Origin of the sequence: Gordonia westfalica, from assembly GCF_900105725.1 — a bacterium.
Taxonomy (GTDB): Bacteria; Actinomycetota; Actinomycetes; order Mycobacteriales; family Mycobacteriaceae; genus Gordonia; species Gordonia westfalica.
In genome coordinates, this window is the sequence record NZ_FNLM01000034.1 from 2,269,090 (window position 1) to 2,284,873 (window position 15,784).

Genomic DNA, 15,784 nt, shown 5'->3' on the forward strand with positions numbered 1-15,784 from the left:
TCCCTCGCGCGTCGTGGCTCACACGGCGGCTTCGGGGTGATGCCAGTAATCTAACCTGCATTCCCGGCGTCGAAGGCCCGGAGTTTCATACGCAACGGCTATCGGAGCGATCCCACTTTCGTATTGGACCCCTCACCGCGGACGCGCAAGAGTGGCACCATGACCGGAGTGATTCAACAACCGACCACCACCTCTCAGGTGAGCGCGGAAGACTTCGCCGACATCCTGGCGGCGACCCGAGAGTTCGTGCGCGAGGTCGTCGTGCCGCGCGAACAGGAGATCCTCGACACCGACGCCATCCCCGAGGACATCCGCCAAACCGCCAAGGACATGGGTCTTTTCGGCTACGCCATCCCTCAGGAGTGGGGCGGTCTCGGCCTCGACCTGACCCAGGACGCCGAACTCGCCATGGAACTCGGCTACACCTCACTGGCCCTGCGATCGATGTTCGGCACCAACAACGGCATCGCCGGTCAGGTCCTGGTGAGCTTCGGTACCGACGAGCAGAAGGCCACCTGGCTGGAGAAGATCGCCTCCGGTGAGGTCGTCGCGTCATTCGCCCTGACCGAGCCGGGCGCCGGTTCGGACCCCGCCGGCCTGCGCACCAAGGCCGTCCGCGACGGTGACGACTGGGTCATCAGCGGCGAGAAGCGCTTCATCACCAACGCACCGCTGGCCAACCTGTTCGTCGTGTTCGCCCGCACCCGTCCGGCCGACGAGAACGGCACCGGCATCGCGGTGTTCCTCGTGCCCGCCGATTCCGCCGGACTCACCGTCGGCGCCAAGGACCGCAAGATGGGCCAGGAAGGCGCCTGGACCGCCGACGTGCACTTCGACGGCGTCCGCGTCCCGAACTCCGCACTCATCGGCGGCAGCGAGGACGTCGGCTACAAGGCCGCGATGCTGTCGCTCGCCCGCGGTCGCGTGCACATCGCCGCACTGTCCGTCGGCACCGCTCAGCGCGCGCTCGACGAGTCGATCGCGTGGGCGGCCACCGCCACCCAGGGCGGCAACCCGATCGGCGAGTTCCAGCTGGTCCAGGCCATGCTCGCCGACCAGCAGACCGGCGTGATGGCCGGCCGCGCGCTGGTGCGCGACGCCGCCTGCGCCTGGGTCGAGGGCACCGACCGTCGTCTCGCGCCGTCCGCGGCGAAGCTCTTCTGCACCGAGATGGTGGGCAAGGTCGCCGACCTCGCCGTCCAGATCCACGGCGGCAACGGCTACATGCGCGACGTCCCGGTGGAGCGCATCTACCGCGAGGTCCGCCTGCTGCGTCTCTACGAGGGCACCAGCGAGATCCAGCGCCTCATCATCGGGCGCAACCTCTACAAGCAGGGCACCAAGAACGCCCAGCGCTGAACCGACGACGGACCCATCGGCCTCCCTGCCGGTGGGTCCGTTCGCGTTCCGTGGGTCGGTCGCGTGTGAGGGTCAGGTCGCGGCGAGCGGTACACGCAGTATCCGGTCGTCACCCTCGACCGGGCGTCCGCGTCCGTCGGTATTACTCGTGCCCAACCACAGAGCCCCGTCGGGCGCGACGGCCACCGCGCGCAGCCGGCCGAAGGTGTCGGCGAGGACATCGACGGGCCGGCCCGCCGATTCGCCGGCGAGCGGGATCTCCCACAGCCGGCGACCGCGGAGCGCGGCCATGTAGGCACGGTCACCGAGGATGGCCAGCCCGGCGGGTGAGGCCTCCGATGTGCTCCAGGTGGCCTGCGGTGCGACGAATCGCGGGTCGTCGGACTCCCCTTCGACCGTCGGCCACCCGTAATTGCCGCCGCGTCGGATCAGGTTCAACTCATCCTGGCCGTTCTGGCCGAACTCCGTGGCCCACAGGCGGTTCGCAGAGTCGAACGCCAGACCCTCGATGTTGCGGTGACCGTACGACCAGACCTCATTGCCGAACGGGTTGCCTGCGGCGGCACGCCCGTCCCGATCAACTCGCAGGATCTTTCCGTTGAGCGATCGGACATCCTGTGCGACATCGGGTTCCGCCGCGTCTCCAACTGCGACGAACAGATGTCCGGTGCTGTCGAACAGCAGGGCGCCACCATGATGGTTCGACGCGAAGTCGAGACCGGTGAGCAGCGGACGGGGATCGGTCAGCCGATCGCCGTCGAATTCCATTCGGATCAGCCGATTGTCGTGGTCGGTCGTGTAGTACAGGTAGACCGCCGACTCGTCTCCCGGTGCCAGGGCGATGCCCTGGAGACCGCCCTCGCCCCGCGGGGCGGCGTCGGCGACATCCCCGACCGTCGTCACCGGTCGGCCCGGTACGACACGCACCACCGTGGCGTCGTCGCGCTGGGTGACCAGTGCGCTGCCGTCGCGCAGGAATGCGAACGCCCACGGGACATTCAGCCCGGACGCCACCGTGGTGATGCGGGTCGGGTCGACGGTCGTCGCGGTACCGGTCGACGGCGCCGGCATGCCCGGCGCGGAGGGATCGGACGTGGGCGTGCCGGTTGTCCGTGACGACGAGTCGGGTGCACACGCGGCGACCACACCCAGACCGCCCAGTGCGACGGCGGCGAGGAAGTCCCGACGATGCATACGAGCCATCAACCGAGGATCGCACGGGATCTGCGAGGTGTCGATGCGCGGAACCTGGCTCGGTCGGCGGAACAGTCCGCAGCCGGGATCAGGCGGTGCCGAGGCGTTCGCGCAGGGCGACCTTCTGGATCTTGCCGGCCGCCGAGGTCGGCAGTTCCCCGACGACGAACACGTCGCGGATCTTCTTGTACGGCAGCACCTGTTCGGCGACGAACGCGGCCACCGCGTCCTCGTCGATGACGTGGCCGTCCTTGGGGACCAGGAACGCGACCGGTTCCTGGCCGACGTGCCCGGCCTCCCGACCGACCACGGCGGCGGCCGCGACGTCGGCATGGGTCACCAGGATCTCCTCGAGCTCACGCGGATACACGTTGTAGCCCTTGTAGATCAGCATGTCCTTGGCGCGGTCGCAGATGTAGATGCAACCGTCGGCGTCGCGGTAGGCGATGTCGCCGGTGTCCAGCCAACCGTCGACGAACTGTTCCGCCGTCTTCTCGGGATGGCCGAGGTAGCCGTCGGTGACCTGCGGACCGCGGACCCAGAGCTGTCCCCGCTCCCCTGCCGGCAAGACGATGCTCGGGTCGTCGGCGGCGCGGATCTCGACCTCGGTGTCGAAGGTCGGCAGGCCGACGCTGCCGAGCCGGTACTGCCCCTCGGCGGTGAGCGGCGCCGAGGACACCAGGCAGGTCGCCTCGGTGAGCCCGTAGCCCTCGACGATCGCCGCTGCGGGGAAGGCCTTCTCGAGTTGTTCGAGCGTCACCAGGTCGATCGGGGCGGCGCCCGAGGAGACCACCCGCACCGACGTCAGATCACGCGACTCGACGTCGGGATGGACTGCCAGCGCATGCCACATCGCCGGGCTGCCGGTCACATACGACGCCCGGTGCTGCTCGATGAGGGCGAGCATGCGACCGGGTTCGAATCGTCCGGCGAACACATGGGTTGCGCCGCACAGCAACAGGAACGACATGTTGATCAGGGCGTGCGCGTGGAACAGCGGCGACACGACGACGGTCGCGGCATCACCCGGGACCACGCCGCGGGCGGAGCCCTCGCGCGGCGTCAACCGCAGCAGCCCGTCGTCGCCGACCTCGATCGCGTGCCCTGCACGCCATCCGATCATCTGCGTGACGTTGCCGAGCACGTTGCGGTGCAGGACCCGAACGCCTTTCGAGACACCGGTGGTCCCACCGGTGAACGCCAGGTGGGCGACGTCGTCGGAGGACACGGCGACCGCGGGCACCTCGGAATGTCCGGCGGTGAACTCCTCGAGTGAGGTGACCCGCACGCCCTCGACCGCAGCTGCCGTTCCGTCGACGACCACGACGGTGGACAGCGGCGAGTCGGCAGCCGCCGACAGGAGCCGGTCGGACTGCTCGGCCTGCGTGAAGCCTGCCACCGCACCGGTTTCGACGATCTGGCGATGCAGACCAGGCACCGGCTGCAACGGGTTGACGAGCGTGACCGTCGCCCCGGCTCGCAACGAACCGTAGTACGCGACAACGAATTCGATGCTGTTGGTGAGGTAGATCAGCACCACGTCGCGTTCGGCGACGCCCGCCGACCGGAGCGCCGACGCGACCGCCGCCGAACGTGAGTCGAGTTCGGCGTAGGTCAGCGTCGTGTCGCCGTCGACCACGGCCGCACGGTCGCCGTACAGGGCGGCCATGCTGGCCGGGACGACCGCCATGCTCGTATCCGGGTAGGTGAGCGTGGTCGCGGTCGCGGCACTCATCGCGGAGCCATGCGGATCGCGCCGTCGAGGCGGATGGTCTCGCCGTTGAGGTACGCGTTCTCCAGGATGTTCGCAGCGAGCTGCCCGAACTCGTCGGGGCGGCCGAGTCGCGACGGGTTGGGGATGCTCGCCGCGAGGGAGGCGCGCACGTCGTCACGCAGGCGGGCCAGCAGCGGGGTGTCCATGGTGCCGGGCGCGATGGTGTTGACGCGGATCAGCTTGCTGGCCAGGTCGCGGGCGGCGGTCAGGGTCATGCCGACGATGCCCGCCTTGGACGCCGTGTAGTTGATCTGGCCGATCTGGCCCTCGAACGCCGCGACCGACGCGGTCATGATGATGGCGCCGCGCTCGCCGTCGATGGGCTCCAGACGCGCGATGCGCTCGGCACCCAGCGACAGCGCGTGGAACGATCCGACCAGGTTCAGCTTGATGACGAACTCGAAGTCCTCCGCCGATCCGGCCTTGCCCTCCTTGTCGAGGATGCGCATACGGCGGCCCGCGCCGGCGCAGTGCACGAGGCCACGCAGGCCACCGCGCTCGTCGGCGACATCGAGTGCGGCCGCGAACTGTTCGGCATCGGTGATGTCGGCGGCGGCGAAGGAGGCCGCCGAACCGAGACCTTCGGCGACGGCCTGGCCGTCGGACGAGGGCAGGTCGATCAGGGTGACCAGGCCGCCGGCGTCGATGACCCGCTTGGCGGTGGCCAGGCCCAGACCGGAGGCGCCACCGGTGACCGCGACGGAGAGTCCCTTGAGTTCCATTGTGCTGATATGCCTTTCGAGTTCGGTTGACCGACAGGTCAGAGGAGTTCGAGGATGGTGGTGTTGGCCATGCCGCCGGCCTCACACATCGACTGGAGGCCGTAGCGGATCCCGTTGTCGCGCATGTGGTGCACGAGGCGGGTCATCAGGATGGCGCCCGATCCGCCGAGCGGGTGGCCGACGGCGATCGCGCCACCGAGGGGGTTGAGGCGCTCGAGGTCGGCGCCTGTCTCGGCCTGCCACGCGAGCGGCACCGGGGCGAAGGCCTCGTTGATCTCGAAGGCCCCGATGTCGTCGATCGACAGTCCGGCACGCTTGAGCGCCTTGGCGGTCGACGGGATGGGGCCGGTCAGCATGACGACCGGGTCGTCGGCGGCGACGACGGCGGTGTGGACGCGGGCGATCGGTGTCAGGCCATGGGATTTCGCGGTCTCCGACGACATGACCAGCAGGGCGCCCGATCCGTCGGAGATCTGCGACGAGTTGCCGGCGTGGATGACGCCGTTCTCGGCGAACGCGGGCTTGAGCTTGGCGAGCGACTCCACGGTGCCGCCGCGGCGGATGCCCTCGTCACCTTCGAGCACACCGGGGATCGGGGCGAGCTGAGCGTCGAAGGCGCCACGGTCGGCGGCGGCCGCGGCGAGCTCGTGTGAACGCAGCGAGAACTCGTCGAGGCGGGTGCGGTCGAATCCCCACTTCGCCGCGATGGTCTCCGCGCCGAGGCCCTGGCTGAACTTGTCGATGCCGTAGCGGTCGAGGACGGTCGCCGGGAAGTGTTCGCCACTGGGTGCCGAGCTGCCCATCGCGACACGGCTCATCGACTCCACGCCGCCGGCGATGACGACGTCCTGCTGGCCCGAGATGACCGCGGCGGCCGCCTGGCTGACGGCCTGCTGGCTCGAGCCGCAGGCGCGGGTGACGGTGGTGCCCGGGACCGACTCCGGCCAGCCCGCGGCGAGGATCGCGGTGCGGGCGATGTTGCCGGCCTGCTCGGAGGACTGGCTGACGCAACCCCACACGACGTCGTCGACGATCGCGGGGTCGATGCCGGTCCGCTCGACGAGAGCCTCGAGGACGTGGGCGGACAGGTCGGCCGGGTGGATTCCGGACAGGGCTCCACGGCGGCGTCCGATCGGGGCGCGGACGGCGTCGACGATCACTGCATCGCGCATGAGGTCTCCTAAAGATGTCGGGCAGTGGATGGGAGTTGGAGTTGTGGAACCGAGGACGTCCGTGAGCGGAAATCACCCGTCCTGATGAGCCGACCACGAACGGGTCTGGCGGACAAGTCGATTCCCGCTCACGGACGATGAGGTGCTGCCTATGAACGACGGGATGCCGCGGCGTCAGCCTTCGACGGCGACCCGATGAGGACGCAGCCGGGCGCGGTCGCGCACCGGGTTGGCGAAGATCAGCGCCAGCACGGCGCACACCGAGGCCACGAGGCCCAGAACCTGGAAGGCCGTGGCGTATCCCTCGGCCGGGGTGGCCGCGGCGTCGACGATGACACCCGTGGCGTACGGGGCGACCAGTCCGCCGATGGCCATGATCGCCAGGAAGACACCGAGCGTGCCTGCGGTCTGACGCGGCGGGCAGATCTCGGCGACAGCGGCGTTGAGCAGCGGGAACACCATGGCGGCGAAACCGTAGCCGATCGAGAGGATCAGGACGCACACGATCGGGGTGCCGATCGACGGCAGCAGGAACAGCAGGACACCGGAGAACAGGACGCCCACCGACGGGACGACGACACGCAGAACCCGCGGCGATGCGCCCCTGGTGATCATCCGGTCACTGGTCACCGAGCTGAGCAGCATGAGCGCGAGACCGACGATCGACGGGAAGGCGAACATCGAACCGGACTGCAGCTGGCTGTAGCCCAGGCCGTCCTCGAAGTACGAGGGCAGCCAGGTGAGCACGACCGACACCAGGGCGTAGACGCTCATGACGAGCAGGGCGCCGGTGATGAACGTCGGTGCGAGGAAGATCTTCACCCACGGAGTGGCGGGCTCGGCGTCGACGGTGTCGGTCGCCTTGGCCTTGCCGCTCGCGATGTATGGCCCCGGACGCCAGGTCGACAGCCAGACGACGGCCCAGACCAGTCCCGCGGCGGCCAGGGCGAACAGTGCCCATCGCCAGCCGAAGCTGACCGTGATGAGGGTCAGCAGCGGGGCGATCGCGATCTTGGAGATCGACGCGGAACCCGCGAGCAGCGCGCCGGGCAGCGCACGGCGGGCGGGCGGGTGCCAGGCGTAGGCGGCGGTGTGCAGCAACGCCGACGACGGCCCTTCCGCCAGCCCCAGGAAGAGCCGGCTGATGAGCAGGACCGCGAGGGAGGCCACCACGATCATCGGCAGCATCGCCGCGGCCCAGCACAGTCCGAGGATGACCAGCGACCAGCGCAGGGTCATCCACTTGTTGAGCAGGCCGGCGAAGAATCCGCCGATGGTGAAGGTGAGGAAGAACAGGCTGCCGACGAGGCCTATCTGCGAGGCACTGAGGCCCAGTTCCTCGCGCAGCGGCTTGGCGATGATGCCGAGCACGGCCTTGTCGGCATAGTTGATGACATACAGGCTGACCAGCAGGGAGGTCAGGCTCCAGGCGGTGAGCCGGGATTCGCCGAGCGGGCCGACGCCGCCGAAACGTCCGGGCGTCGCCTCGAAATCGGTGGTGTTGGGCGCAGCGGGGGCTGCTGCGGGATCTTTGCCGGAGCCTGATCCGGAGGCGGTCGTGACCGTCATTGGGGGAACCTCTTTCAGGCGAATGGTCTGAGAATAGACGGACCCGGAATTCAGTGGGGTGGATCACATCTGCGTTTGATTGAAACCACCGCCAAAGGGTGGCACAACGTTCGCTTGGCAAACGGTCCGACTGCGTTTGCCTATGTGTCGAGAGCCACAGCGCCGCGAACAGACACCATTGGCTGGCCCTATCGGAGGGTTAGGCACGGAACGAAGCCTCCGCGGACGTTCCAGGGGAGGTCATTGGCTCGCGCTATCGCACCCTTAGCGCATCGCGTCTACTTCCGCCGGTCGAGGGACGGCATGCTTGGGTATGTTGCGTCCCACACCCGCCCGCCGGTGCGATCTGCACCGCCCACTCATGGGAGAGAACTCACCACCATGACCCGCCTTGCGCAGACCCTGGGCCTCACCGAGATCCAGACGGAGATCGTCGCCAACGTGCGTTCCTTCGTCGACAAGCAGATCATCCCGAACGCTCAGGAACTCGAGCATGCGGACGAGTACCCGCAGGCCATCGTCGACGGCATGAGCGAGATGGGCCTGTTCGGCCTGATGATCCCCGAGGAATACGGCGGCCTCGGCGAATCGCTGCTGACCTACGCGCTCTGCGTCGAGGAACTGGCCCGGGGCTGGATGAGTGTCTCCGGCGTCATCAACACCCACTTCATCGTCGCCTACATGCTGCGCCAGCACGGCACCGACGAGCAGAAGCAGCGGTTCCTGCCGCGGATGGCCACCGGCGAGGTGCGCGGTGCGTTCTCCATGTCCGAACCCGAACTCGGCTCCGACGTCGCGGCGATCAAGACGACCGCCAAGCGCGACGGCGACGACAACTACGTCATCAACGGCCAGAAGATGTGGCTGACCAACGGCGGGTCGTCGACTCTCGTTGCGGCGCTTGTCCGTACCGAGGAGGGTGAGGAGCGCCCGCACAAGAACCTGACCACCTTCCTGGTGGAGAAGCCCGCCGGTTTCGGCGAGGTCGTCCCCGGCCTGACCATCCCGCGCAAGCTGGACAAGATGGGCTACAAGGGAATCGACACCACCGAGCTCGTCTTCGACGGCTACCGCGCACCGGCCACCGACATCCTGGGCGGCGTGCCGGGCAAGGGCTTCGCGCACATGATGGACGGCGTCGAGGTCGGCCGCGTCAACGTCTCCGCGCGTGCATGCGGAATCGCCCAGCGCGCCTTCGAACTCGGAGTGAAGTACGCGCAGCAGCGGTACACCTTCGGCAAGCCCATCGCCGAACATCAGGCCATCGCCTTCTCGCTGGCCGAGATGGCGACCAAAGTCGAGGCCGCGCACCTGATGATGGTCAACGCCGCCCGGCTGAAGGACTCCGGCGAGCGCAACGACGTCGCCGCGGGTATGGCCAAGTACCTGTGCAGCGAATACTGCGCCGAGGTCACGCAGGCGTCGTTCCGCATCCACGGCGGCTACGGCTACTCCAAGGAGTTCGAGATCGAACGCCTGATGCGCGACGCACCCTTCCTGCTCATCGGCGAGGGCACCAGCGAGATCCAGAAGCAGATCATCTCCAAGGGACTCCTGCGCGAGTACCGCGAGCAGTGACCACCCCCGATCCTGTCGGCACACAACACCTTTAGGAATTCTCCATGCAGCGTCGCATCTTCACCGAGGACCACGAGGCCTTCCGCAAGACCATCCGGGACTTCATCGCCAAGGAAGTCGCGCCCGTCTACCACGACTGGGAGAAGCAGGGACACCCGCCGCGTGAGTTCTACAACCGGCTCGGCGATCTCGGCGTGCTCGGCATCGAGGCCCCCGAGGAGTTCGGCGGCGGCGGTGTCAGCGACTTCACCTACTCGCTGGTGATCGCCGAGGAGACCTCCGCCGCGGGCGTCACCTTCGGCAGCTACTCGGTGCACTCGAACCTGATCCTCCCCTACCTGATGGAGTACGGGACCCAGGAGCAGAAGGAGCGCTGGATCCCCGGATTCTGTTCCGGCGAAACCATGTTCGCGATCGCGATGACCGAGCCCGGTACCGGCTCCGACCTCGCGAACATCGCGACCACCGCGAAGCTGTCCGAGGACGGATCGCACTACGTGCTCGACGGCGCGAAGACCTTCATCACCGGCGGCGCCCTCGCCGACCGCATCCTCGTCGTCGCCCGCACCACGCCGTTCGACCCCGAGAACCGTCGAGCAGGGCTCTCGATCCTGGTCGTCGACACCAAGTCCGAGGGCTTCGCGGTGGGACGCAAGATCGACAAGATCGGCCTGAAGGCCTCCGACACCGCGGAGCTGTCGTTCAGCTCGGTCAAGGTGCCCGTCGAGGATCTCCTCGGCGAGGAGGGTGCGGGCTTCAAGTACCTGAGCCACAACCTCGCCCAGGAACGGCTCACCATCGCGATCGGGGCGTCGGCCACCGCCGCGGCAGCCGTCCAGCACGCGATCGCCTACACCAAGGAGCGTGACGTCTTCGGCAGGCCGGTGGCCGCGTTCCAGAACACCAAGTTCGTGCTCGCCGAGTGCTCCGCCGAGGTCGAGGCGATCCGCACCCTCGTCGACCGTGCACTCGAACTGCACAACGAGGGCGAACTCACCGTCCCGGATGCGGCGCGCGCCAAGCTGTTCGCGACCGAGACCGCGGGCAAGGTCATCGACAAGTGCCTGCAACTGCACGGCGGTTACGGCTACGTCCTCGAGTACCCGATCGCCCGCCTGTACGCCGACACCCGTGTCACGCGCATCTACGGCGGCACCAGCGAGGTCATGAAGACGATCATCGCGAAGGATCTGGGTCTGTAGGTTCCCGCTTCGAGATCACGTTGCGTTTTGTCCCGGTTGCCGGGACAAAACGCAACGTGATCTTGGATCGTGTAACGCTCCTCCCGCACATCGCGAAATCAGTGCCGGATAGCAGCATCGAGTACGCGCTCTGCGAGCACGTGTGATCTGCTTACCTGATTGGTTGCTGAGGGAAAGTGCGGGAACAGTTCGTGCGGATGGTGCGGGGCGGGTTTCGCCCACTGGTAGCGGTCTTGATCACCGCGTTCGTGACAGCACTGGTGGCCGCGACGGCATCCCCCGCGCAGGCGGCGCCCGTGCGCTACACCGGCGGCCCCTACGTGGCGATGGGCGATTCACGCGCATCGGGCGGCTTCTTCACACCGACGCCGGGGTACTTCGACGGATGCAAGCGGTCGGCGCTCAACTACCCGAAGTACGTGGCGGCGATGACACTGCCGCGGCGTTTCGTCGACACCTCGTGTGCCGGGGCGCAGTCGGCGCACCTCTATCGCGCCGCGCAGCACACCCCGGGCGGGGCGAAGACCGCTCAGCTGAACCTCGTCCCCCGCGACGCCCAGCTCATCACCGTGAGCATCGGCGGCAACGACATGCAGTGGGCCGCGATCCTCTCGCAGTGCAAGATCCGCCAACCGCTCACCGACCGCAACTGCCGGCACAACCCGCGCCTCGAGAACGAGGTCCGGTGGCGCGTGCAGCGCATGGAGGACCGTGTCACCCCCGCGCTGCGGGCGATCCGCAACAAGGCACCCCGCGCGCAGATCATCGTCGTCGGACTCGGCGGGTTCATCGGCAACAGCGGATGCTGGCCGCTGATCCCGCTCAGTGACCCCGACGCCCGGTGGATGCGCAACGTCTTCCACCGCGCCAACGACGCCCTGTTGCGCGCGACGACCAAGGTCGAGGGCCGTTTCGTCGACGCCAATCGCGGGTCGCTCGGTCACGATCCGTGCAATCTGATCACTCCCTGGTACGAGAGCGCACTGTCGAATCGGATCGCGCTCCCCTACCACGTCAACCAGGCGGGAGCTCTCGCGCTCGCCATGATGGTCAACGGCGCGATCCGCCGGTAGGCCGCGCGGGACCGGTCACTAACCTGGTCCGCGTGGCTCATCTTCTCGGTGCGGAAACCCTAGGCCTGGAATACCCGACGACCAAGGTCTTCGACTCGGTGTCCCTCGGCGTCAACGAGGGCGACCGGATCGGCATCGTCGGACGCAACGGCGACGGCAAATCGAGCCTGCTCGCGATGCTCGCCGGCCGCAAGCAGCCCGACTCCGGCCGTGTCACGGTGCGCGGCGGGGTGCGCGTCGGCGTCCTGGACCAGGTCGACCGCTTCGACGACGACGAGACCGTCGGCCATGCCGTCGTCGGCGACCGGCCCGAACACGAATGGGCGGGTGACGCGCGTGTCCGCGACGTGATCGGCGGGCTCCTCGGCGACGTCGAATGGACGGCCACCACCGGGTCGCTGTCCGGCGGTCAGCGTCGTCGGGTGTCGTTGGCCCGGCTCCTGGCCGGTGAGCACGACGTCCTCGCGCTCGACGAGCCGACCAACCACCTCGACGTCGAGGCCATCACCTGGCTCGCGGATCACCTCAAACGCCGCTGGCCCGCCAACGCCGGCGGCCTGATGGTCGTGACCCACGACCGCTGGTTCCTCGACGAGGTGTGCACGGTCACCTGGGAGGTGCACGACCGGATCGTCGAACCGTTCGAAGGCGGGTACGCCGCCTACATCCTCCAGCGCGTCGAACGTGACCGGCAGGCCGCGACCATCGAGGCACGGCGGCAGAACCTGGCGCGGAAAGAACTCGCGTGGCTGCGTCGCGGCGCACCGGCCCGCACCTCCAAGCCCAAGTTCCGCATCGACGCGGCGAACGCGCTGATCGCCGATGTCCCGCCCGTCCGCGACAAGGTCGCTCTCCAGTCGCTGGCCACCGCGCGCCTCGGCAAGGATGTCGTCGACCTGCTCGACGTGTCGGTGTCCTACGGCGACCGCGACGTCCTCACCGGAGTCGAATGGCGCCTCGCCCCGGGTGAACGCACCGGCATCCTCGGAGTGAACGGTGCGGGCAAGTCGACGCTGCTCGGACTCATCGCGGGGACCACCGAGCCGACCGGCGGACGGGTCAAGCGCGGCAAGACCGTCAAGGTCGCCACCCTCACTCAGCGGCTCGACGACCTCGACCGCTACCTCGACGACCCGGTCCGCAAGGTGATCGCCGAACTCCAGACCACCTACACCTTCGGCGCCGGATCGAAGGCGCAGGAGCTCTCCCCGTCGCAACTGCTCGAACGCCTCGGCTTCGACAGCGCCCAGCTGTCCACCCCGGTCAAGGACCTCTCCGGTGGCCAGAAACGACGGCTGCAGCTGCTGCTCATCCTGCTCGACGCCCCCAACGTGCTGATCCTCGACGAGCCGACCAACGACCTCGACACCGACATGCTCGCCGCCCTCGAGGACCTCCTGGACTCGTGGCCCGGCACCCTCATCGTCGTCTCGCACGACCGGTACTTCCTCGAACGCGTCACCGATCAGCAGTTCGCCGTCATGGACGGCAAACTGCGCCACCTGCCCAACGGCGTCGACGAGTTCCTGGAACTCCGCGCGGCTCAGCAGAAGTCGGCTTCTGCGACGGTCGCGGCGACCTCCTCCGGTTCCGGCGGATCGTCGACCGCCGACACCTCCGCGCTCAGCGGCGCCGAGTTGCGGGCCGCGAACAAGGAGCTCGCGTCGCTGGAACGCCGGATCGACAAGCTGCACAGCAAGATCGACAAAGCACGCCACGCCCTTGCCGACCACGACCAGTCCGATTACCAGGGTCTGGCCGCCGAGACCGAACGCATCCGCGAGATGGAGTCCGAGCTCGCCGAGATCGAGGAACGCTGGATGGAGCTCGGCGAGACCATCGAGTGACCTCGATACGGCCAGCAGGTTCCGTCAGCCGAGGAGCTTGCGACGAGCCCCCCGCTGGTTGAGTAGCCGAGGAGCTCGCGACGAGCCCCCGCTGGTTGAGTAGCCGAGGAGCTTGCGACGAGGCGTATCGAAACCCCTACCGCCCGAACGCCTCCCGGACGGCGGTCATGACGTCGGGCAGCGACGCGTCGACGACGCTGCTGTGGTCGGCTCGCGCGTAGGTCTTCAGATCGACGTCGGTGCCGTCGCGGCTCATCGAAGACCTCAGTGAACGGCTCAGCGGATACGGCAGGATCGGGTCGAGGACCCCGTGGGCGATGGTCACCTTCGCCGGGTAACCGCCGGTCGGGACCTCGGCGTAGGACCGCAGCGCATCGCGGAACCTCTGGTCCTTTCGGAACGACGACGCGACAAGCGATCCCGGCGACACCGACCGCAGCGCGGCGACGACGTCGCCGTTACACCGGGCGCGCGACCGGTCCAGGAATCGCTTGCCGCTGTCGGTGAGGAAGTCCCCGACCCTCAGCTCGGGTTGGGAATGGTCGAGCCCGGCGAGGGTGTAGAGGAACGGGGCGCTCAGTACGTTGAGGGCGCCGAGTCCGGGTATCCGCGGTCCGAAGAGACCGAACAGATTCTCCAGCGACGACACCGGTGCGATCGCCACCGCTCCCTTGACCGGTAGTTCCGGTGCGTACGACGGCGCGCGGTGCGCCGCGTGCAGTGCTGCGTGCCCGCCCTGGGAGTGTCCGATCGACACCCAGGAACCACCGAGCGAGGCGTCGACCGACCGCGCGGCGCGGATCATGTCGATGACCGAGTAGGCGGCTGCGGCACCGCCGAGATAGTCGGTCTCCCCGGCGGTCCCGAGTCCGGCGTAGTCGGTGGCCGTCACCGCGTAACCCGCTTCCAGTGCGGCGCGCACGGGTGCTTCGACGCCGTCTCCGAGCCGATGCTTCGTCGGTGCGCACTCGTCGGCGATACCGACGGTCCCGTGCGCCCAGGAGACGACCGGCCATCCGCCCGCGGGCGGTGTGCCGCGCGGGACCCAGTAGACGCCGCTCGCCATCGCCGGGCGTTCGCGCTGGTCCCGCGTCGCATAGGTCAGGCGGGTCCCGGCGGCCGCCGCCGACGGGAGCTGATCGTCGGGAACGTCGGTGGTGGTGAACACGAAGCCGTTGTCGGGAGCGGCGGCCGACGACGACGGCGTCGACGCGAGCGACCCGATGCCGACGACCACGGCGACGACGAAGGTCAGCACGGCGGTCAGTGGTCTGCGGAGCACCCGGACAACTGTAGTGACCTCCGACAGAACACGAGGTCAGCGCGGTGGGACGGTCTCAGTCGACACCCAGGACGCGGGTTCCCGGCGCCGGACCGCTCGCGGTGCGGACGGCACGGGCGACACCGGCTCCCGACAGTTCCGCCGCGACATTCACCGCGGACTGCTCGTCCGCGCACAGGAACGCACACGTGGGCCCCGAACCCGACACGATCCCGTTGAGCGCACCGGAGTCCACCCCGGCCCGCAGTGTTCGACGCAGCGTCGGCTGCAGGCTGAGGGCGGCGGGCTGGAGATCGTTGTGCAGCAACGGCGCCACCGCGCGCGGGTCACCGGATGCGAGCGCCTGCATGAGGTCGTCGGGACGACGCAGGAAGTCGCTGTCGCCGGCATCACCGGACCGGGTCTCGCGCAGTCGGTCCAGCTCCTTGTACACCGCAGGCGTCGACAAGCCTTCGCGCGCAAGGGCGAGCACCCAGTGGAACTCGCCGCGCGAGAGCACCTGCATCAACTGCTCACCGCGACCGGTGCCCAGCGCCGTGTTGCCGTGGAGCGCGAACGGCACGTCGCTCCCCAGATCGGCGGCGATCTCGGCGAGTTCGTCGCGCGAGATCTCGAGCTTCCACAGATGCGCGAGAGCCACGAGCGCTCCGGCGGCGTCTGCGCTGCCGCCGGCCATGCCACCGGCGACGGGGATCGTCTTCTCGATCTCGATGGCGACGTGACCCGACCGCTCCGCCCAATCCGCCAGCGCCTGCACGGCGCGGGCCGCGAGATTGGACGCGTCGGCGGGGACCGAAGCGGCGCCCTCACCGCGGACGGCGACGCTCAGCTCGTTGGCGCGCGCCACCCGGACGTCGTCATGCAACGAGAGCGCCTGGAACACGGTGACCAGATCGTGGTACCCGTCATCCCGGCGCGGGCCCACACCCAGGTGGAGGTTCACCTTCGACGGGGCACGCGCGGTGACGGAGTCGGTTACCACCGACAGCGACGTTCGCGACACAGTGAGTCA

The 15,784-nt window shown here is 68.4% G+C and carries 12 protein-coding genes; 5 read left to right on the top strand and 7 right to left on the bottom strand.

What is annotated here, in order from left to right; all coding sequences use genetic code 11:
* Positions 1-159: 159 nt before the first annotated feature.
* Positions 160-1,359, top strand: coding sequence for an acyl-CoA dehydrogenase family protein (locus BLU62_RS15755; protein ID WP_074850528.1), 1,200 nt, complete (start codon positions 160-162; stop codon positions 1,357-1,359).
* Positions 1,360-1,431: 72 nt separating this feature from the next.
* On the opposite strand, the gene BLU62_RS15760 is transcribed toward BLU62_RS15755, so the two are convergent.
* The 5 genes from BLU62_RS15760 to BLU62_RS15780 all read right to left on the bottom strand — a co-directional run bounded on the left by BLU62_RS15760 (position 1,432) and on the right by BLU62_RS15780 (position 7,790).
* Entirely contained in the window at positions 1,432-2,553 is a 1,122-nt protein-coding gene (locus BLU62_RS15760) for a PQQ-dependent sugar dehydrogenase (protein WP_074850530.1), read from the bottom strand.
* 88 nt (positions 2,554-2,641) lie between these two features.
* Entirely contained in the window at positions 2,642-4,288 is a 1,647-nt protein-coding gene (locus BLU62_RS15765) for a class I adenylate-forming enzyme family protein (protein WP_074850532.1), read from the bottom strand.
* Positions 4,285-5,049, bottom strand: coding sequence for an SDR family NAD(P)-dependent oxidoreductase (locus BLU62_RS15770; RefSeq protein WP_074850534.1), 765 nt, complete (start codon positions 5,047-5,049; stop codon positions 4,285-4,287). Before BLU62_RS15770 ends, BLU62_RS15765 begins: the two co-directional genes overlap by 4 nt.
* 38 nt (positions 5,050-5,087) lie before the next feature.
* Positions 5,088-6,221, bottom strand: a complete 1,134-nt coding sequence (locus BLU62_RS15775) for a thiolase family protein (RefSeq protein ID WP_074850536.1) — start codon at positions 6,219-6,221, stop codon at positions 5,088-5,090.
* 174 nt (positions 6,222-6,395) lie between these two features.
* Positions 6,396-7,790, bottom strand: a complete 1,395-nt coding sequence (locus BLU62_RS15780) for an MFS transporter (RefSeq protein ID WP_074850538.1) — start codon at positions 7,788-7,790, stop codon at positions 6,396-6,398.
* A 381-nt stretch (positions 7,791-8,171) separates the two neighbouring features.
* Between BLU62_RS15780 and BLU62_RS15785 the strand changes: the two genes are divergently transcribed.
* The 4 genes from BLU62_RS15785 (at position 8,172) to BLU62_RS15800 (ending at position 13,490) form a co-directional block, all read left to right on the top strand.
* Entirely contained in the window at positions 8,172-9,368 is a 1,197-nt protein-coding gene (locus tag BLU62_RS15785; RefSeq protein WP_074850540.1) for an acyl-CoA dehydrogenase family protein, read from the top strand.
* A gap of 44 nt (positions 9,369-9,412) precedes the next feature.
* A complete protein-coding gene (locus BLU62_RS15790) occupies positions 9,413-10,570 on the top strand; it encodes an acyl-CoA dehydrogenase family protein (protein WP_074850541.1) in 1,158 nt (385 codons plus the stop codon).
* A gap of 197 nt (positions 10,571-10,767) precedes the next feature.
* Positions 10,768-11,643, top strand: coding sequence for an SGNH/GDSL hydrolase family protein (locus BLU62_RS15795; protein WP_074852935.1), 876 nt, complete (start codon positions 10,768-10,770; stop codon positions 11,641-11,643).
* Between the two features lie 32 nt (positions 11,644-11,675).
* Entirely contained in the window at positions 11,676-13,490 is a 1,815-nt protein-coding gene (locus BLU62_RS15800) for an ABC-F family ATP-binding cassette domain-containing protein (protein WP_074850543.1), read from the top strand.
* 136 nt (positions 13,491-13,626) lie between these two features.
* Here BLU62_RS15800 and BLU62_RS15805 read toward each other — a convergent pair whose 3' ends face one another.
* Together BLU62_RS15805 and BLU62_RS15810 are read right to left on the bottom strand one after the other, a co-directional pair.
* The gene (locus tag BLU62_RS15805) at positions 13,627-14,772 is read right to left on the bottom strand and encodes a lipase family protein (protein WP_074850545.1); all 1,146 of its coding nucleotides are present in this window, start codon (positions 14,770-14,772) and stop codon (positions 13,627-13,629) included.
* Between the two features lie 55 nt (positions 14,773-14,827).
* A complete protein-coding gene (locus BLU62_RS15810; protein ID WP_074850547.1) occupies positions 14,828-15,775 on the bottom strand; it encodes a 4-(cytidine 5'-diphospho)-2-C-methyl-D-erythritol kinase in 948 nt (315 codons plus the stop codon).
* Positions 15,776-15,784: the final 9 nt, after the last annotated feature.

Excerpts from the sequence above, each read along its gene's own strand:
- BLU62_RS15760 (WP_074850530.1), bottom strand. The coding sequence starts at position 2,553 with ATGCATCGTCGGGACTTCCTCGCCGCCGTCGCACTGGGCGGTCTGGGT.
- BLU62_RS15755 (WP_074850528.1), top strand. The coding sequence starts at position 160 with ATGACCGGAGTGATTCAACAACCGACCACCACCTCTCAGGTGAGCGCG.
- BLU62_RS15775 (WP_074850536.1), bottom strand. The coding sequence starts at position 6,221 with ATGCGCGATGCAGTGATCGTCGACGCCGTCCGCGCCCCGATCGGACGC.
- BLU62_RS15785 (WP_074850540.1), top strand. The coding sequence starts at position 8,172 with ATGACCCGCCTTGCGCAGACCCTGGGCCTCACCGAGATCCAGACGGAG.
- BLU62_RS15790 (WP_074850541.1), top strand. The coding sequence starts at position 9,413 with ATGCAGCGTCGCATCTTCACCGAGGACCACGAGGCCTTCCGCAAGACC.
- BLU62_RS15780 (WP_074850538.1), bottom strand. The coding sequence starts at position 7,790 with ATGACGGTCACGACCGCCTCCGGATCAGGCTCCGGCAAAGATCCCGCA.
- BLU62_RS15795 (WP_074852935.1), top strand. The coding sequence starts at position 10,768 with ATGGTGCGGGGCGGGTTTCGCCCACTGGTAGCGGTCTTGATCACCGCG.
- BLU62_RS15765 (WP_074850532.1), bottom strand. The coding sequence starts at position 4,288 with ATGAGTGCCGCGACCGCGACCACGCTCACCTACCCGGATACGAGCATG.
- BLU62_RS15770 (WP_074850534.1), bottom strand. The coding sequence starts at position 5,049 with ATGGAACTCAAGGGACTCTCCGTCGCGGTCACCGGTGGCGCCTCCGGT.